General features: G+C 70.1%; 16 protein-coding genes. 3 read left to right on the top strand and 13 right to left on the bottom strand.

The features are described from left to right. Nucleotides 1–54 precede the first annotated feature (54 nt). Nucleotides 55–513, bottom strand: coding sequence for a MarR family transcriptional regulator (locus tag ABZX37_RS33870; RefSeq protein ID WP_354746536.1), 459 nt, complete (start codon nt 511–513; stop codon nt 55–57). Nucleotides 514–588: 75 nt separating this feature from the next. On the opposite strand from ABZX37_RS33870, the gene ABZX37_RS33865 reads away from it, so the two are divergent. Beyond that, on the top strand, nt 589–1,446 hold the full coding sequence (locus ABZX37_RS33865; protein ID WP_354746534.1) for an LLM class flavin-dependent oxidoreductase: 858 nt from the start codon (nt 589–591) through the stop codon (nt 1,444–1,446). Here ABZX37_RS33865 and ABZX37_RS33860 read toward each other — a convergent pair whose 3' ends face one another. Both ABZX37_RS33860 and ABZX37_RS33855 read right to left on the bottom strand, forming a co-directional pair. Further along, complete coding sequence (locus ABZX37_RS33860) at nt 1,447–2,829, bottom strand: HAMP domain-containing sensor histidine kinase (RefSeq protein WP_354746532.1); 1,383 nt, start codon at nt 2,827–2,829, stop codon at nt 1,447–1,449. 20 nt (nt 2,830–2,849) lie between these two features. After that, nucleotides 2,850–3,524: a response regulator transcription factor gene (locus ABZX37_RS33855; RefSeq protein ID WP_354746530.1), complete on the bottom strand. Its 675-nt coding sequence runs from the start codon at nt 3,522–3,524 to the stop codon at nt 2,850–2,852. A gap of 220 nt (nt 3,525–3,744) precedes the next feature. Here ABZX37_RS33855 and ABZX37_RS33850 point away from each other — a divergent pair, with 220 nt between their 5' ends. Next, on the top strand, nt 3,745–4,992 hold the full coding sequence (locus ABZX37_RS33850) for a glycosyltransferase (RefSeq protein WP_354746528.1): 1,248 nt from the start codon (nt 3,745–3,747) through the stop codon (nt 4,990–4,992). Continuing rightward, a complete protein-coding gene (locus ABZX37_RS33845) occupies nt 4,989–7,166 on the top strand; it encodes a glycosyltransferase family 39 protein (RefSeq protein WP_354746526.1) in 2,178 nt (725 codons plus the stop codon). Before ABZX37_RS33850 ends, ABZX37_RS33845 begins: the two co-directional genes overlap by 4 nt. Before the next feature lie 40 nt (nt 7,167–7,206). On the opposite strand, the gene ABZX37_RS33840 is transcribed toward ABZX37_RS33845, so the two are convergent. The 10 genes from ABZX37_RS33840 to ABZX37_RS33795 form a co-directional block, all read right to left on the bottom strand. Next, on the bottom strand, nt 7,207–7,971 hold the full coding sequence (locus tag ABZX37_RS33840) for an Asp/Glu racemase (RefSeq protein ID WP_354746525.1): 765 nt from the start codon (nt 7,969–7,971) through the stop codon (nt 7,207–7,209). Continuing rightward, nucleotides 7,968–9,014, bottom strand: a complete 1,047-nt coding sequence (locus tag ABZX37_RS33835; protein ID WP_354746523.1) for a leucyl aminopeptidase — start codon at nt 9,012–9,014, stop codon at nt 7,968–7,970. Before ABZX37_RS33835 ends, ABZX37_RS33840 begins: the two co-directional genes overlap by 4 nt. 117 nt (nt 9,015–9,131) lie before the next feature. Beyond that, a complete protein-coding gene (locus ABZX37_RS33830) occupies nt 9,132–9,980 on the bottom strand; it encodes an alpha/beta hydrolase (RefSeq protein ID WP_354746521.1) in 849 nt (282 codons plus the stop codon). A 10-nt stretch (nt 9,981–9,990) separates the two neighbouring features. Then, the gene (locus ABZX37_RS33825; protein ID WP_354746520.1) at nt 9,991–10,650 is read right to left on the bottom strand and encodes an isochorismatase family protein; all 660 of its coding nucleotides are present in this window, start codon (nt 10,648–10,650) and stop codon (nt 9,991–9,993) included. Beyond that, nucleotides 10,637–11,281, bottom strand: a complete 645-nt coding sequence (locus ABZX37_RS33820) for an SRPBCC family protein (protein WP_354746518.1) — start codon at nt 11,279–11,281, stop codon at nt 10,637–10,639. The genes ABZX37_RS33825 and ABZX37_RS33820 overlap by 14 nt, the downstream gene beginning before the upstream one ends. Further along, complete coding sequence (locus tag ABZX37_RS33815; protein ID WP_354746516.1) at nt 11,278–11,784, bottom strand: (2Fe-2S)-binding protein; 507 nt, start codon at nt 11,782–11,784, stop codon at nt 11,278–11,280. The genes ABZX37_RS33820 and ABZX37_RS33815 overlap by 4 nt, the downstream gene beginning before the upstream one ends. After that, nucleotides 11,781–14,174, bottom strand: coding sequence for a xanthine dehydrogenase family protein molybdopterin-binding subunit (locus tag ABZX37_RS33810; protein ID WP_354746514.1), 2,394 nt, complete (start codon nt 14,172–14,174; stop codon nt 11,781–11,783). Before ABZX37_RS33810 ends, ABZX37_RS33815 begins: the two co-directional genes overlap by 4 nt. Continuing rightward, a complete protein-coding gene (locus ABZX37_RS33805) occupies nt 14,174–15,052 on the bottom strand; it encodes an FAD binding domain-containing protein (RefSeq protein ID WP_354746512.1) in 879 nt (292 codons plus the stop codon). Before ABZX37_RS33805 ends, ABZX37_RS33810 begins: the two co-directional genes overlap by 1 nt. 25 nt (nt 15,053–15,077) lie before the next feature. Beyond that, nucleotides 15,078–16,478: an MFS transporter gene (locus ABZX37_RS33800; protein WP_354746510.1), complete on the bottom strand. Its 1,401-nt coding sequence runs from the start codon at nt 16,476–16,478 to the stop codon at nt 15,078–15,080. Between the two features lie 41 nt (nt 16,479–16,519). After that, nucleotides 16,520–17,788: an FAD-dependent monooxygenase gene (locus ABZX37_RS33795; RefSeq protein ID WP_354746508.1), complete on the bottom strand. Its 1,269-nt coding sequence runs from the start codon at nt 17,786–17,788 to the stop codon at nt 16,520–16,522. Nucleotides 17,789–18,518: the final 730 nt, after the last annotated feature.

The raw sequence follows: 18,518 nt of genomic DNA, 5'->3' as shown, positions 1-18,518 counted from the left end.
GTCGGGAAGCTCCGGTTACCCGTTGCGCCGCAGGGCAATCACCGGAAGCGGAACTTACCCGGCCCCCGCCTGTGCCCGGTCGTCCGCGACCACCACCCGCCGCAGCAAGGAAACCAGCGTCTCGCGTTCTTTCGCCGACAATTCGGCAAGAAACACGTCCTGCGACCGGCTGGCCTCCCGTTTCAGCTCCCCCGTCAGCGCCTTCCCGGCTTCGGTGAGCGTGACGCGCTGACGACGCCGGTCGTCCGGATCGCGTTCGCGGCCGACGAGGTCCCGGCGTTCCAGTTCGTCCAGGTAGCCGACGAGGTGACTGCGGTTGAGCCCGAGCCGGTCGGCGAGCGCGTGCTGTGCCAGCGGACCGAAGTCGGAAAGCCCGGCCAGCACGGCGAAATGCGGCAGCCGGAGATCGCGCTTCTCGAGCGCGCCCGCCAGTTCGCGGCGTCCGATCCGCGCGACGTGCCCAGCGAGGTACGAGGGCAGCGCGAGCAGGGTCGGCGGGCGCAGTTCGTCCATTCCGGGATCCTACCCGCTGGACAGTTTTCGTTTCGTCAGGTAATCATGTCGTCATGACACGATTTTGGGCGACCCATGCCTGACTACGGCCACGACCTCCAGTTCGGCGTCATCCTCCTGCCGGAAGCCGCCTCCCCCGCCGCCGCGACCAGGCTCGCCGAAGCCGCCGACACGGCCGGGCTCGACCTGCTCAGCGTGCCGGACCACCCGTATCGCCCGGACCTGCTCGACGCGTGGACCGTCCTGAGCGTCGTCGCGGCGCGCACCGAGCGGCTGCGCGTGTTCCCCAACGTCGCCAACCTGCCCCTGCGCCCGCCCGCCGTGCTCGCGCGCTCGGCCGCGAGTCTCGACCTGCTCACCGGCGGCCGCACCGAACTCGCCCTCGGCGCTGGCGCGTACTGGGACGACATCGCCGCCCAGGGCGGTCCGCGGTACACACCCGGCGAAGCCTTCGACGCGCTTACGGAAGCGATCGAAGTCGTCCGTGCACTGTGGACACCCGGTCCGCCCGCCACCGTGCCCGGCACTCATCACCGGCTCACCGGCACTCCGCCAGGCCCGTTCCCGGTGCACCGGATGGAAATCTGGCTCGGCGCGCTCGGCCCGCGCATGCTGCGCCTGATTGGCCGGACCGCGGACGGCTGGCTGCCGAGCATGACCCGGATCCCGCCGGACCGGCTGCCCGCCGCGAACGCACTCATCGACGACGCCGCCCGGAAAGCGGGCCGCTCCCCCGGCGAGATCCGGCGGCTGTACAACCTGCCCGGGATTCCGTCCGGCAGCACCGCCGAATGGGCCGAGCAACTCGCCGAACTCGCGCTCACGCACGGGATGAGCGCGTTTCTCCTGTCCGTGGACTCCGCCGACGCCGTCCGGTTGTTCGCGCGAGAGGTCGCGCCGCGGGTCCGCGAACTGGTGGCCGCCCGTCGGTAGTCAGTCGCGGATCCCGGGCGGCAGTGGCGAACCCGCCACGACCGCGGGCGGCACCCGGACCACTGCCAGCGCTCCCTGCCCGGACGGCGGATCCTCGAAGCGCGCGTATCCGCCATGCGCGGCAGCGATGTCCACGACGATCGCCAAGCCCAGTCCCGATCCCGGCAGCGACCGGGCCTCCGGCGCGCGCCAAAACCGGTCGAACGCCGACGTCCGGTCCGCCGCGGCGATGCCGGGGCCCTCGTCGGCCACCGACACCAGCCCCGGTTCCGAACGCACCGTGACCGCCGAACCGGCGGGCGCGAACTTGATCGCGTTGTCCAGCAGGTTCAGCACCATCCGTTCCAGCGCGCCCTCGTCGCCGCAGACGTGCCATTCGGCGCTCCGCACGTCGAAGGTGTGCTTGCGCGCGCGGCTCGACGCCCGGCGGACGGCGTGCCGGACGACCGTGCCCATGGCGACGTCGGCGTGGTCGAACTCGTGCTCGTCGCGGGCGAGCACGACCAGTTCGGTGACGAGGTCGCCGAGTTCGCCCGCCTGCGCCTGGAGCCGGTCGAGCAACCGGCCGCGGTCGCCGTCGGCGAGGGCGCGGCCGGTGTGTTCGCTGCGCGCCAGCAGGTCGATGTTGGTGCGCAGGCTGGTCAGCGGCGTCCGCAGTTCGTGCGCGGCGTCGGTGACCAGCGCGCGCTGCCGCCTGCGCGAATCGGCCAGCGCGCCGGTCATCGCGGCGAACGCGCGGCCGAGGCGGCCGACCTCGTCGCGGCCGGACACGGTGACCGGAAGGTCGAGGTCGTGCGTGCGGGCGATTTCCTCGGCGGCGCCGGTCAGCCGCGCCATCGGCCGCAGCGTGCGCCGGGTCAGCAGCAGCCCGGCCGCGGCGGCGAGCAGCGCGCCCAGCACCGAAACCGCGATCAGGATGGTGCGCAGGCCGGCGAGCGTGCTGTCGACCTCGGCGAGACTGCGCGAGATGACCAGCACATTCCCGTCGCTGAAGGGACCGAGCAGGACCCGGACCGGAGTGCCGGACCGCGTGTGGCCGTCCCGCAGGGTCACCGTGCGCGCGGCGCGGTCGGCCGGGTCGACGACGACCGAGTCCACGCCGGGCGGCGCGCAGACCGTGCCGTCCGCTTTCAGCAGCTGGACGCCTTCCAGGAACCGCTGCAGCGGCCTGCCGGGAGTGCTGCGGCGGCAGAGATCCTCCAATCCCGGCTTCGGCACCGAAGGATCGCCCTCGCCGGGCGGCGGCCAGCCGCCGAGCAGGGTTTCGTCCAGCTGCGTGCGGAGACTGTGCTCTGTGGACAGATAAGTGACGGTGCTGATCGCCGCGATCGCGACCGCGACGATCGCGGCGGTGATCAGCGCGACCCGGCTGCGCAGCAGCATCCGGGGCTCCCGATGCCGCCTCACGGCGCCCGCAGCACGAATCCGACACCGCGCACGGTGTGCAGCAGCCGGGTCGCCCCGCCCGCCTCGGTCTTGCGGCGCAGATACCCGACGTAGACGTCGAGATTGTTGGTACGGCTCGGTTCCCGCCCCCACACCGCCTGCCGCAGCCGGTTCTTGGTGAGCACCTTCTCCGGTGCCCGCAGGAACACCGCGAGCAGGTCGAACTCGGTCGGCGTGAGCTCCAGCCGCCGCCCGGCGCGGGTCACCTCGCGCGTTTCCGGGTCGAGTTCCAGATCCCCGAACCGGTGCACCGCCGAACCCGGCGCGGCGCGATTCTGCTTCAGCAGCGCCCGTACCCGCGCCAGCAGTTCCTCCAGCGCGAACGGCTTCACGAGATAGTCGTCGGCGCCGGAGTCGAGGCCGGTGACCCGGTCGCCCAGCGCGTCCCGAGCGGTCAGCATCAGCACCGGCAGCCGCTCCCCCGCCGCCCGGATCCGCCGGCACGTCTCCAGTCCGTCGACCTCGGGCATCATCACGTCCAGGATCACCAGATCGGGTCTGGCCGCCCCGGCGAGCGCCGCCACCGCCGCCGCGCCGCCCGCGGCCACGGCGACGTCGTAGCCCTCGAAGGCGAGGCTGCGCTGGAGGCTTTCCCGCACGTCGGGGTCGTCGTCCACCACCAGCAGCCGCATCCGCCCGGTCCCTTCCGCGTCGTGAGCCTCCCGAATCGGGCCGAGGCTACGCGGTCAGCCTGTGCGGACGCTGTTCGTCCCACGACCGGGGAAAGATCAGCTTCTCACGATCCTCTCAGGTTTTTTCCAGGTCTTTCTCACGACGACCACGCCACGGTGAGACCCGAAGCGGTCACACAGCGTCGTGCACGGCCGGAAACCATCCCCGAACGGAGGAAGCATGTCGGTCGGCGCGACCAGAGGGTTGACCACGTCCCCCGAACCGGGGGCGGCGACCGCGACCGTGGACATCGTCATCCCGGTCTACAACGAGGAACGCGCCCTGCCCGGCTGCGTTCAGGTCCTGCGCGAGTTCCTGCGCCGCGAGTTCCCCTTCGAGTGGACCATCGTGATCGCGGACAACGCGAGCACGGACCGGACCCTGGAGGTCGCCGAGGCGCTCTCCCGCGACGACAAGGCGCTGCGGGTGCGCCACCTCGACCGGAAGGGCCGCGGCCTGGCGCTGCGCGAAACCTGGCGGGCGAGCACCGCCGACGTCGTGGTGTACATGGACGTCGACCTCTCCACCGGCCTCGACGCCCTGCTGCCGCTGGTGGCTCCCCTGGTCAACGGGCATTCGGACCTGGCCATCGGCTCGCGGCTGGCACCGGGGGCGCGCACCGTGCGCGGGCCGAAACGCGAGTTCGTCTCCCGGTGCTACAACAAGATGATCCGGCTGAGCCACGGCGCGCGGTTCTCCGACGCGCAGTGCGGGTTCAAGGCCGCGCGCACCGACGTGCTGCGCCCGCTGCTGGACCACGTGCGGGACGACGCGTGGTTCTTCGACACCGAACTCCTGCTGCTGGCCGAGCACAACGGGCTGCGCGTGCACGAGGTGCCGGTCGACTGGGTCGAAGACGCCGACAGCCGCGTCGACGTCGCCAAGACCGCGCTCGACGACATCCGCGGGCTGATCCGGGTCGCCCGGGCCAAGGCGGCGGGCACGGCGAAGGTGCCGGATCTGCCCCGCCGTCCCGCGCCGAGGGCCGCGCACCCGGACGCGGTGCTGAGCCCGCCCGGCGGCGGCCGGTTCTGGGAAATCCTGTCGTTCGCGGTGATCGGCGTGCTCTCCACGGTCGCGAATCTGGCGCTCTACGGGCTTTTCCGCCTGTGGTGGCCGGTGCTCGCGGCCAACCTCGCCGCGCTCGTGCTCACCACGCTGTTCAACACCGAGGCCAACCGCCGCTTCACCTTCGCCGGTGCGGGCACCCCGCGCCGCAAGGCGCACCTGCAAGGATTCGTGGTGTTCGGCCTCTACTACGCCTTCACCTCGGCCGCGCTGCTCCTGCTGCACGCGCTGGCCGCCGAGCCGAGCCGGGCGCTGGAACTGACCGTGCTGCTCGCGGCCTCGGTGCTCGGCACCGCGGGCCGGTTCGTATTGCTGCGCACCTGGGTCTTCCGCCAGGACAACGGAAAGGACGAAGAATGACAGTCGACGCCCCTTCAGCGGCGCCGGCCGAAACCGCCGCCCCCGCGAACCGCTCGCGATGGCAGCCGTGGGCGCTCGCCGTGATCTGCGTGGCCGCCGGCGCGCTCTACGCCTGGCGGATCGGCGGCGGGCAACTGGGCAACAGCTACTACTCCGCGGCTGTGAAGTCCATGACCGGCAGCTTCTCGAACTTCCTCTTCGGTTCGTTCGACCCGTACGGCGTGTTCACTGTGGACAAACCGCCGATGTCCCTGTGGCCGCAAGCGATTTCGGTACTGGTCTTCGGCTTTCACGGCTGGTCGCTGCTGCTGCCGCAGGTGCTCGAAGGCATCGCGGCGGTTTTCCTGCTGCACCGCACCGTGCGGCTGTGGGCCGGGGAAAACACCGCGCTGCTGGCCGCGTTGATCCTCACCCTCACGCCGATCACCGTGGCGATCAACCGGGACAACAACCCGGACACGCTGCTCGTGCTGCTGCTCATCGCCGCGGCCTACGCGTTCACTCGCTCGGTGCAGGCGGACACGAGCCGCGCGCGCACCCGGTGGCTGCTGTGGTGCGCGTTCTTCGTGGGCTGCGGGTTCGTCACCAAGATGATGCAGGCGTGGATCGTCCTGCCCGGCTTCGCGCTCGCGTACTTCGTCGGCACCTCCGCGCCGGTCAAGCGGCGGCTGCTGGATCTGCTCGGCGCGGCCGGGGTGCTGATCGTTTCCTCGTTCTGGTGGACCGCGCTGCACGACCTGTGGCCGGGCTCGAAACCGTACATGGGCGGCAGCACCGACGGCACCGCGCTGAACCTGATCTTCGGCTACAACGGTTTCGGCCGGATCTTCGGCGGCGAAGGCAACTTCGGTCCCGGAGGAGGCGGCCCGCGCGGCGGAGACCTGCCCGGCGGCATGGAGCTGCCCGCGGGCATGACCCCGCCGCCGGGCGGCGCCGGCGGCCCGTTCGGCGGCGAGACCGGGCTCGGCCGGATGTTCAGCAGTTCGGTCGGCGGGCAGATCTCCTGGCTGCTGCCGCTGGCGCTGCTGGTCCTGGTCGCCGTCGCGGTGCGCGGTATCCGGCGGAAGCAGCCGGGCGACCCGGCGCGGCGGGCGGGCTGGTTCGCTTGGGGCAGCTGGCTCCTGGTGACCGGCGTGGTCTTCAGCTACGCGCAGGGGATCTGGCACCCGTACTACACGACCATGCTGGCCCCGGCGATCGCCGCGATCTGCGCGGCCGGGCTCACCGGGTTCTGGCGCGAGTACCGGCAGGGCTCCGGCTACGGCTGGTTGCTGCTGCCCGCGGCCGTCGCGCTCACCGCTGGCTGGGCGTTCGTCCTCGCCAACCGCGATCCCTCGTGGCATGGCTGGACCCGGTGGACAGTGCTGGCGGTCGGCGTGGTCGCGGTCCTCGCGCTCGTGCTGGGGAAGCTGACCTCGGCGCGGAAGGCGATCCTGACCCGGGCGTCGCTGGTGCTCGCGGTCGTCACCGTGCTGTTCGTGCCGACCGTGTGGTCCACCGCGACGGCGGCGACCGGCGAGAGCATGGGCGGCATGCCGTCGGCCGGGCCGGGCGGCCTCGGCTTCCCGGGCGGATTCGGCGGGATGCGGATGCCGGGCGGCGGGCGCGAAGCGGGAATGCCCGGAATGCCGGACGCCGCTGACTTCCCAGGTGGAATGCCGGGCGGGTCGCCGGACGCTTCCGGGTTCCCCGGCGGCCCGGGCGGAATGCCGGGAGCCCCCGGCGGCGCGCGGAAGCCCGGCGGCATGGCCGATTTCATGAACGGCAAGCTCACCGACGACCAGCGGCGCGTCCTCGCCTACGCCAAGCAGCACAGCGGCGGCGCGGAGATCACCCTCGCGGTCGACGGCTCGGCCATGATGTCGTCGAACTTCATCATCGGCTCCGACGAGACCGTGATCGGCATGGGCGGCTTCCTCGGCAGCGACGATTCGCCGTCGGTCGGCCAGCTCCAGCAGTGGACCGCCGAAGGCAAGCTCAAGTTCGTCCTCGGCGGCACCGGCGGCATGCGCATGCCGGGGATGAGCGGCGGAGCCGGGGAAAAGCGGCAGGAGTGGATCAAGCAGCACTGCACCACCGTCGATCCGGCCGCTTACGGCGGAAAACCGGCCTCCGCACAGCAGGAGGCCGGGCCGATGGGCGGAGCCCAGACGCTCTACCAGTGCCACGCGTGAAACCCCGCGGGGGCAGGCCGAAGCCTGCCCCCGCGGGCCGCTAACCGGCCGCCGGAACCTTCCCGCTCAGCAAATGCCCCGCGTTCGGCACCTCCGGCGCAACCCCCAGCTCGGAGAGGATCCGGAACGTCGTAGCCGTAGCCGCCGAAAGCACCGGAATCCCCACCGCGTCCTGAACCGGCTGGATCGAGGGCAGCGACGGCATCTGCACACAAGCCGACAGCACCAGCGCGTCCGCCCGCGAAAGGTCCAGTTTCCGGTAGTGCTCAAGCAGATCCGCCGGGTCCAGCCGCGCCACCGCGAGGTTGTCGGGCACCTCCAACGAGAGCGAATCAACCACCTCGACGCCCGCGTCCTCCAGGTATTCGATCACCGCCTGGGTCAGAGGTTTCAGATACGGCGTCACGATCGCGACCCGCTTCGCCGCCAACGCGGCGATCCCGGACAGCAGCGCGCCCGCCGACGAAACCACCGGCGCGTCCGAGCCTTCCGCGCGCAACGCCGACGTGATCGAATCCTCGGCAGTGCAGTGATATCCCGGCCCCTGCGCCATGATCGCGACGAGACACGCTGTCGCCACGACGCCGGGCCGCGCGTCCGCAAGCTCGGTGGCCGCGCGTTCCGCCTGGGCGTTCATGGCGCGCAACTGCTCCGGCGTCACGTGCTGCATCCGCGCGCGGGCGGAATGGAAGACGAACCGGTCCTCCGGGTAGCGCTCCTCGCGGGCGCGCAGCATCCGCGGCAGCTCGGTTTCCATGGTCAGGTTGGAACTCGGGACGATCATCCCGATGTGGTGGTCGGTCATCGCTTCGCCGCCGGGCGCATGTCCTTCACGGTCAGCTCGCCCGCGTCGACGATCAGCTCGTCGTCGAGGTACAGGCTGTTGCCGCGCATCGGGATGTCGAAGTGGCACGCCGTGTCGTTCGGGCCGCCGAGTTCGTTGTTCGGGCCGATCGAGAACATCACGTTGCCGTAGAAGCTGCGCAGCTCCATGCCCATGCCGCCGGGGAACTGGGTCAGGCCGTGCCAGTGCGCCCGCTCGTCGAGGCCCCAGCCGACGTGCGACATGCCGTAGCCGCGCGGGTCGTCGAACGATTCGATGTAGCCGCGCAGCAGGTCGGCGTCGAGGCCGGACGAGCCCGCGCCGCCGCGGATGTCCTGGATGAAGCCCTTTTCGATGGTCAGCTCAACCGGCGTCTGCACATAGGTGTTGAACGGCAGCAGCACGTCGCCGGGCGCGAGCACGATCTTGCCGTCCACCCCGTCGTCCGAACCGCCGGTGAAGACGAACGCCGCGGGCCAGTGGTCCCAGCGGCCCGGCTGGTCGGTGTAGCCGTACTCGCTCATCGTCGGGTACACGCCCAGCTGGTAGGTGACGTCCGTCCCGTGCGGACTGGTGATCCGCATGGTCTTGGCCTTGGCCAGCAGTTCCGCGCCGGTCTCGACGCGCTCGCGCAGCTCCTTCGTCGGCATCAGCCGGGCCAGCAGCTCGGGCGGCTCGACGGCGGTCAGGATCCGGGTGCCGGCGGCCTGGATCGCGAACTGCTCCTCGCTGAACAGCAGGAACGTGCAGTCCACGACCATGTCCGCGGCCTTCAGCGCCTCCACCGCGAGCGGCAGCTGGTCAAGGCCGGACTGCCCGACCGCCCACGCGCCGGACGCGCTCGCCGGCGACGGCAGCCGCAGGTGATAGGTCGCCGCGCCGAGCTGCTGGGCGGCCCAGAGGAAGGCGTCCGCGTACTCCCCGCGCTCGGCGCCGCGCGTCAGCACGACGACCGTCTCCCCCTCGTGCACGCCGGAAAAAGTCAGCTGGCGCAAGCAGATGTCGTTGAACAGGTTCTGGTCCATGGCGACCTCCTTGATTGTCCGAATACGGATTATCCGAGTACGCGAAATTGGGAAAGGTCCGTGAGGGGAACCCTGAGGGAATCAGAGTCCCTGAGGGTTCCCCTCACGGACGGCGGATCAGGTGCGAGGGGCGAGCAGGTCTTTCAAGGTCGAGCGAAGGGCGTGGAGGGCGGGCTGGGGTTCGTCCCAGAAGATCATGTGCCCGGCACCCGCCACGGCTTCCAGCGGATGCGGCGATTTCTCCAGCACCGCGACGTCCGCCGAGGTCACCACCGGGCTCTCCGCGCCGTACAGCAGCACGGCGGGCCCGGGCAGGTTTTCCCACAGCGGAGGGAATTCCTCGGATTCGAAACCCGCGTGCGTCGCGGCGATCGCGGTCCGGGAGCACGACGCGAGCCAGCGAGCGCGCAGTTCCTGTTCCCGGCGCGGCCATCGCGGCCACGAGGCGGCGACCTCGTCCGCGCTGGTCCCCCGTCGCGCTTGGTCCAATTGCGATTCGAAGACCGCCAGGGAGGTCGGGTACGGGCGTCCGGGGCCGCTCATCGGCGGGTCGGCGAGGACAGTGCCCGCGATCCGGCCGGACAGCGCGGCTTTGGCCGCGATCCGCGCGCCCATCGAGTGGCCGAACAGCAGCGGCTTCGCCAGCTGAAGCTGGTCAATGACGGCCTCGACGTCCGCGGCGTACGCGTCGAGGTCGTAGCCGGGCCCGTCGTCGGACAGGCCGCGGCCGCGGATGTCGAGCACCAGCGGGCGGACGAGGTCGGTCAGCTCGCGGGCGACGAAGTCCATGGTGATCGCCGGGCTGGTGATCCCGGGCAGGATCACCAGCGGGACGCCGTCGGCCGGGCCGTAGTCGAGGACGTGCAGCCGGACGGAACCGGACCGCACCCAGACGCTCTTCGCCGGGACGTCCGCCAGATCGGCGAGCGCGGGCTGGGTCAGCACCCGGTCGGAAACTGAGGACATGAGGGAACTCCTAGCGGGCCTTGGCGAGCAGCTCGACGCCCTCGCCCAGACCGATCACGTCGGCGTATTTGGCTTGCAGGTCAAAGAGAGCGGCGTCGTGCGGTCCCCGCGCGCGGTCGCCGCAAGCTTCGCGGACGACCAGGGTGTTGAAGCCGGATTGGACCGCGTCGACCGCGGTGGCCCGCACGCAACCCGAAGTCGTCGCACCGCAGATCAGCACGGTGTCCGCGCCGAGGCCGGTAAGCAGGGCGGCGAGACTCGTTCCATGGAACGCGGACGCGCCCTTCTTGACGATCAGGTGGTCTTCGTCGCGCCGTTCCAGCCGGGGATCGAGCGCGACTTCGGCGCTTCCGTCGCGCAGGCTGCGCATGCCGGGAGCCTTGCGCAGCCACGCGATCGCGTCGCCGTCCGCCTCCGCGGGGGTGTAGCTGATCGCGGTGTAGACGACCGGGGCTCCGCTCTCGTGCGCGGCCCGGGCCAGCGCACCGGCGGCTTCGACTTCGACGGAAAGGTCTGCGCCGGAAGGGAAATCCGGTTCGGTGAAGCCGCGAGTCAGGTCGACCACGACCAGCACCGGCGCGGTCCCCCTCGGCACCGCGGCACCGAACCCAGCGCGGGCGTAGGTCTGGTCGGTCTCGGTGCCGTGCAGTCCGTTCTCAGGCGCGTTCACGCAGCAGCTCCTTGATCAGTTTGTGCTGCGACCGGACGCGGCCGAGCAGCCAGCCCTGGAACAGCCCGAGCGCGCCCGCCGCGACGACCGGGAGATAGCGCTTCGCGTTGGGCGGGAGCAGCATCGCCAGACCGTCGAGCGAATCTGACGCAGGCGCGGCAGCAGTCGTCGGCTCGGCTGTGGTACCGCCGTTTTCCAGCAGCTGGCCGAGATTCTGCGCGAACTGCTGCAGGATCCGGTTCGACACCGTGCTGATCGCGCCCTTGCCGAACTGCGCGATCTTGCCGCGCACCACGAGATCCGTGTGCAGATTGAGCGACGAACCCTTCGGACCGGGCACCAGGGTCAGCGTGACGTCGGCTTCCGCGTCGCCGTTTCCGTGGCTGTCCGCGCCCCGGGCCGACAGCCGCAGCCGCCGCTCGCCCTCGGCGATCTCGGTGAACCGCACCTTGCCCGCGTACGCGGCGCTGACCGGTCCGACCTTGAACTTGACCTTGCCGAGGTAGGACTCGCCGTCCCGGCCCTCCAGCACCGCGCCGGGCAGGCAGCCCGCGACCCGCTCGACGTCGTTGAGCAGCGCGAACACCGTGTCCGGATCGCCGGGAAGGTCAAGGGTGTTCTCGAGAATCATCGGACAGCGTCCTCTTTCCTGCCGGTTCCGGCGCACCGCTGGGCGGCGGTCGCCTCGATCGCGTCCACAATGGTCTGGTACCCGGTGCAGCGGCACAGGTTCGACGACACCGTCTCCCGGATCTCCTCCCGCGTCGGCGACGGTTCCTGCGCGAGGAATCCTTCGGCGAGCATGAGGAATCCGGGCGTGCAGAAGCCGCACTGCAGGCCGTGGTGTTCCGAAAACGCCTGCTGCAGATCGTTCGGTTCTTCAGGCGTGCCAAGGTCTTCGACAGTCCGGATCGCGCAGCCTTCCGCCTGCACGGCGTACATCAGGCACGCGCGCACCGGTTCGCCGTCGACCAGGATCGTGCACGCCCCGCACACGCCGTGCTCGCAGCCGACGTGCGTGCCGGTGAGGCCCACGTTGTGCCGCAACACGTCGAGCAGGGTCCACCGGGGTTCCACGAGCAGTTCGTGCTCCTCGCCGTTGACGGTCAGGACGATCAGCTGTTTGTCGGTCATGCGCCGGTTCCCGCTTTCTCCCGGTCGGCCGCGGCGAGCGCGGCGAGGACGGCTTCGGGGTGGATCGGGGTCTGCTCCAGTTGGACCCCGGTGCGCCAGAGGAGGTCGTTGACCGCGTTCAGCACCGCCGCGGGCGCGCCGATCGTGCCGCCCTCCCCGGCTCCCTTCGCGCCGCTTTCAGTGAAGGCGCAAGGGGTTTCGAGGTGGTCGACGGTGATGTCGGGAATCTCCGCGGCGGTCGGGACGAGGTAGTCGATGAAGCTCGCCGCCGACGGTTCGCCGTTCTCCGCGTAGGTGACCTCCTCGAACAGCGCACCGGCGATGCCCTGTGCGATGCCGCCGCGCGCCTGCCCGTCGACCACCTTCGGGTTGATCACCACGCCGCAGTCCTCGACACAGGCGTAGCGGAGGATTTTGACCTGGCCAGTGCCCGGATCGGCTTCCACCACGACCGCGTGGGTCGCGTTCGAGAACGTGCCGTCGCCGGGGACGTCGAACGCGGCGGTGGCGGTGAGCGTCGGTTCGGCTTCCTTGGGCAGCAGGTGGCTGCGCAGGTACGCGACGTCGGCGATCTCCTCGAACGAGAGCCGCCGGTGGGGATCGTCGAGCTGGATCACTCCCCCGTCACCGTCGAGTCCGACGTTCTCGACCCGGGTGTCCAGCAGGTGCGCGGCGATGACGCAGAGCTGCTCGCCCAGCCGGGTCGCCGCCGTTGCCACCGCGGAGCCGCCGATGGTCACCGAGCGCGAGGCGAAAGTGCCCCAGCCGTAGGAAATCCGCTCGGTGTCGCCTTGGCGCAGCTTGACCTTGGCGAGGTCGACGCCGAGCCGTTCCGCGACGATCTGCGCGAACGTCGTCTCGTGGGACTGCCCGTGGTTGATCGTGCCGCTCGTGACCACGACGGAGCCGGTGAGGTCCATCCGGATCTCGCTCACGTCGAACCCCGGGACGACGGTCATCTTCCGCTTCGCGAAGGCCTCGGAGCCGTAGCCGGTGCGCTCGGAGAAGCAGCTGAAGCCGATGCCGAGGTGCGGGTTCTGCTCGCGCCGCTCGTACCAACCCTCGTCGCGGAGGATCTTTTCGCCCAGCTCCAGCGATTCGAGGTAGCTGCCCGGGTCGTAAGTCACCTTGTTGATGCCGGTGTACGGAAATTCAGTGATCACATTACGACGGCGGATCTCCACCGGATCGAGCCCGAGCCTGCGCGCGGCCAGGTCCATGATCCGCTCCATCACCATGACGTACTGCGGGCGGCTGACCCCGCGATACGGCGCGGTCGGCGCTTTGTTGCTGGTGATCGCCCTCGCCCGCACGCGGTAGGCCGGAACCCGGTACACCGACGGCATTTCCGCCGCCGCCATCAGCGGTTCGATGCCGACGGTGAACGGATAGCACGAGTATGCGCCCATGTCGCACACGATGTCGGACTCCAGCGCGGTCAGCTGGCCGTCCTCGGTGAACGCGGCGCGCGTGCGGTACCGCTGCTCGCGCGCGAGGAACCCGGACGCGAGGGCTTCGCTGCGGTCCTCGATCCATTTCACCGGACGCCGCAACAGTTTCGCCGCCGCCGCGACCGCGATTTCCTCCCGTCCGACAACGCATTTCTGCCCGAAGCCGCCGCCCATGTCCGGGACCACCACGCGCACCGACCGCTCCGGAATCCGCAGCGAACGCGCCAGCACGGTACGAACCTGGTGCGGCACCTGGCTGCAGGTCTGGACGAGAAGCTGCTCGTCGCGGTCGTCCCAGGACGCCACCGCGCCGCGCGTCTCCAGCGGCAACGCGTTCTGCCGCCCGCTGCGGGTGACGAGCTCGATCACGCACCCGTCCGCGAACGCTTCGTCCACGCCCGGAGTGTCGAACGAGGTGACGTCCAGCAGCACGTTGCTCGGCGCGTCCTCGTGCACCAACGGCGCGTCCTCGGCGAGCGCGGTCTCCTCGGACACGACGGCGTCGAGGACCTCGTAGCTGACCTGCGCGGCTTCGATGCCGTCCTCGACCGCGTACGGATCCTTCGCGATGACCAGCGCGATCGGCTCGCCGACGAACCGCACCTTGCCGCGCGCGAGAATCGGCATCGTGGTCGGCGTGAACTCCTCCGGCGGTCGGTCCAGCAGCGCGACCATGTCGCCGAGCTGGAGATCTTCCGCCGAATACGCGGCTACGACGCCGTCCACCTCGCGCGTGGCGCTGAGGTCGAGTTCGGTGATCTTGCCGTGCGCGACGGTCGCGCGCACGAACCCGGCGTGGAGCATGCCGTGGAGGTGGATGTCGTCGACGAATCGTCCGCGGCCGGTGACCAGCCGCGGGTCCTCGCGACGGCGCACGGACGCGCCGATCCACTTGCCGCCCCGGCCGTCGAACCGGGGTTCTTCGGACTTGCTCGCCATCACCGGTCTCCCCTCTCCCACGCCTGGCCCAAACTCCGCGCCACCAGCGTCCGCGTCAACGCACGCCGGTAATCCGCGCTGCCCTGCGCGTCTCCCTGCGGATCGATCGCCTCCGCCGCCGCTCGGCCGCACTCAGCGAACAACTCCGGCCCCGGCACTCCGCCCATCAGCACCTCCTCGGCCGCCGGCACCCGCAACGGCGCAGGCGCGACCCCGCCGAGCACCACCCGGCCGCCTTCCAGCGATCCGTCCGCGCGAGGTTCGAGCGTCACCGCCGCCGCGACCGTCGCGAAATCGCCAGCCCGCCGGGAAAACTCGGTCAATGCCGCCCGCGGCGCCGCCCGGGTGAACCGGACCTCGGTGACGACCTCGTCCGCCTCCACGGCAGTCGCGTAGAAGCCGTAGAACATCTCCCCCGCCGGGATTTCGCGGCGGCCGTTCGGTCCTTCGGCGACGATCACCGCGTCCAGCAGCAGCGCCAACATGCACCACTCCGCGGTGGCGTCGCCGTGCACAAGGCTGCCGCCGACCGTGCCGCGAGACCGGATCGGCAGGTGCCCGACGTACCGCATCGCCTCCGCCAGCACCGCGAAACCCGGGCCGAGCTGGGCCAGCTCGACCGTGCGGTGCGTCGTCATCGCGCCGATGCGGAGCGTCGAACCGGCCTGGACGATGTCCGTCATCCCCGGCAGGTCGCGGAGCCGCCCGAGGTCGACCAGGTCGCTCGGGCGGGCCAGGCGGAAGCTCATCATCGGCATCAGGCTCTGCCCGCCCGCGATCGCTTTCGGCTCCCGGCCTCGCGCGGCGAGGTCGGAAAGCAGGCCGACGGCGTCGGCGACGTCGTGCGCCCGGTGGTAGGCGAACGCGGCGGGCTTCATGCGATTCCCTTTCTGCTGCCGTTGATCAGACTGCGTCCATTTCGGACTGTTGCGGCGCGGGCGCGGGCGCGGTCTCGCCGTCGATGTGGTCCAGCTCCCGGCCCCGCGTTTCCGGCGCGCAGAAGACCATGAACACCACGGCCCCGACGACGAGCAGGCCGAGCAGCGTGAACGTCAGCGGCAACCCGAGCACCGGCCACAGCACGCTGCCGAACAGCAGCGGCGCGAACCCGGTGACCGCCCGGCTGGACGACGACGCCCAGCCGAAGCCCGAAGCGCGCAGCTCCGTCGGGTACAGCTCGGACACGAAGGCGTACATCACCGGGATGACGATGAGCGAGAACAGCCCGAACGCGCCGATCGCCACCACCGCGGCCTCGGCCGAGCCGAGCACCAGCGAGAAAATCACCAGCGTGACCGCGGCGAGCGGCCCGGCCGCGGCGATCACCCGCTTGCGGCCGATGCGGTCCACCAGCAACACCGCCACCACGACTCCGACGATACCGAGCGCGTTCATCAAAGTGGTCGAAGCGAACGCGGCGATCTCCCCGAAGCCCTGTGCCTTGAGGATCGACGGCATCCAGCTCAGCGCGGCGTAGTACACCAGCATCACGGTGATGAACAACGCCCAGGCGACGCCCGTGACCTTCGGGTTGTACGCCCACACGCGGCGCAACTGATCGACCGCCGCGAACAACCCGCCGCCGCGCTTGTCCTCCTCGATCGCCGGCGGAATCCGGTACTGCTCCTTCGGCGCGCCGGTGCGCTCGACGAGATCGTCGATGACCAGCCGGGCTTCCGCCTCGCGCCCCTTGCGCACCAGATACAACGGCGATTCCGGAACCCCGCGCCGCGCCCAGAACAACAGCACCGCGGGCAGGATCATCAGGACCAGCATCCAGCGCCAGTTCCCGGAAACCGGAAGCAGCAACGTCGCCGACGCCCCCGCCAGCGTCGTGCCGACCGGCCACCAACCGTCCATTGCGGACAGTACGCGCCCGCGTTGCTTGCGCGGCGAAAACTCGCTGACAATGGCGTAATCCACCGGAATACACCCGCCGAGCCCCACTCCGGCAAGGAACCGCAGCAGCAGGAAGATCTCGATATTCGGCGACAACGCCGCGAATACCGAGAAGAACGCGAACAACAGCAACGTAATGCTGAACGCGCGCTTGCGGCCGATCCGGTCCGCGACCGTCCCCCAGGCGACCGCCCCCACCGCCATGCCGATCAGGTTGGCGGTGGCGACAAACCCCCGCTGCGTGGCCGACAGCCCGAATTCCGTGCCCACCAACGGGGTGAGGAATCCGTTCAGCGCCACGTCCCAGGCGTCGAACATGTAGCCGAGCCCGCCGATGAGGAAGATCTTGCCCTGGACGCGCCAGCGCCACGGCAGGTCTTGGACCACCTGGTCTCCGGTACGCATAGCCTTTGCTCCTTTGCGAAGTCTGCGTGTGCCGTTTCGTGCTATCGGGCGAACTGGTAGTGAATGGATTCGTTGTCGGGGTCGCCCAGCGGGGTTCCGTTCCACAGCCAGTCGTAGGACACATCGGACTCGCCGTCGAAGCTCCGCAGCTTTTCGTCGCGCTCGCGCTGCTCCGGACCGTCCGGGAGATGGTAGAAACTCATGTTCCGCAGCGACGCGTCCTGCACCATCCCAGCATGCTTCGCGCGCCGGTGCACATACCGGGTCAGTGCGTTGTCGATCCCGTCGCGGGTCGCCTGCCCCAGCTCCTCCGCGAGAACCGCCCCGTCCTCCATCGCCTGCGACGCCCCTTGCGCCTGGTACGGAAGCATTGCGTGGCAAGCGTCCCCGAGCAACGCAACGCGCCCGTCCACCCACACCGGATCGCGGTGCCGCCGGTACATCGCCCAGACCGAGACGTCGTCCTTGGCCTTGGCCAGCATCGTCGGCACGCGATCGTCCCAGTCGGAGTATTCCGCCGCGAGCTGCTCCGCGCTGGCCGGCGCACTCCAGTTTTTCTCGACTTCCTCCGTGCACGGCACGATCGCCACCACGTTCAGGTACTCGCCGCCGCGGATCATGTAGTGGACGAGGTGTTTGTCCGGGCCGTACCAGATCGTGGAGTGATAGCGGTCGACCAGGAACCTCGTCGCCGGATCCGCCGCGATCGAATCTCCCGGGATCAATGCCCGGTACGCCATCTCGCCGGAGAAGGCGAGGGTGTCGTCGAATCCGGCCAGGTCCCTTACCGCGGAACGGATCCCGTCCGCGCCTACGACGACGTCGCCTTCGAACCGTCGCCCGTCCTCGGTGATCACGGCGGGCCGCTCCGGGTTGCCGCGATCAAGGTCGACCACCTTCGCCGCAGTCGCCACCTTCACGACCGGCCCCGCCCCGTCGGGGTCGATGCACGCCCGCAGGAGAACGGAATGCAGATCCGCCCGGTGGTAATGCCAATACGGCGCCCCGTATTGCTCGACGACCCGCTGGCCGAGCGGGAGCTGCGCGATGATGCTGCCGTCGGCCCAGCGTCGCCGGACCTGGTCCTGCGGCTCGCACCTGACCCGCTGAAGCTCAGCCCTCAACCCCAGTCCGATCAGGATCCGGCTGGCGTTGGGCGCCGTCTGGATCCCGGCCCCGATCTCGCCCAGTTGCGGCGCGGCCTCGACCACGGTGACCCGCAACCCGCGCTGCCGCAACGACAAGGCGGCGCACAAGCCGCCCAAGCCGCCGCCGGCGACCACTACCTCGAACGACTGACTCGCCGCCACCTGCTGACCTCCTACCGCTTAGCCGCTTCCGGCAGATGCTCGCCTGGATGCGGTTAATCCGAACACGGATTATCCGAACACGCAATAGTCGACGGGGAAGTTTTGTGGGGGTGGGGTGTTTTGGGGGCGGTGGGTGGTGGGGTGGTTACCGAGTGAGGTGAGGGAAGGGAGTGCGGGCTGCTGCGGCTTGAGGTGGCGTTGGGTGGGTGGATTCGGTTGAGCTGCCACAGCCGGGGAGGCTGGGGTTGAGGTGCCGCCGCTGAAGCGTCCCCGGCTGGACTGGTGGCACAGGAATGTTCCGGCTGGACTGGGGCTGCGGGACTGTTCTGGCCGGACTGGCGCTGCGGGGCCGTTCCGGCCGGACTAGTTCTGCGGGGCTGCTCCGGCTGGGCTGGTACTGCGGGGCCGTACCGGCTGGACTAGTTCTGCGGGGCTGTTCCGGCTGGATTAGCGCTGCGAGACTGGTGCTGCGGGATCGTTCCAGCCCGACTGGCATTGCTGGCCTGCCCCGAACTGATTGACCCTACGCGGCGAGGCTTTCCGTGAGGGTTCCCCTCACGAAACCGCGGCGTGGTGGGGCCCCGCACCCCGAAGCTTGATTGTGCTGACGGTCTGGGGTTGCTTGTCAAGGCGGGAAAGATGCCTTGACAAGCAACCCCAGACCGCAGGGAGGCGTCGTATCGGGGTGGAGGGCGGGGGGGGGGTGGCAGGATTGTGGGGTGAGCCGGTT

The organism is Amycolatopsis sp. NPDC004079 (genome assembly GCF_040610415.1).
GTDB classification, from domain to species: domain Bacteria; phylum Actinomycetota; class Actinomycetes; order Mycobacteriales; family Pseudonocardiaceae; genus Amycolatopsis; species Amycolatopsis halotolerans.
Note: the sequence above shows the minus strand (reverse complement) of the source record. Positions and strands in the feature narration are given on the sequence as shown.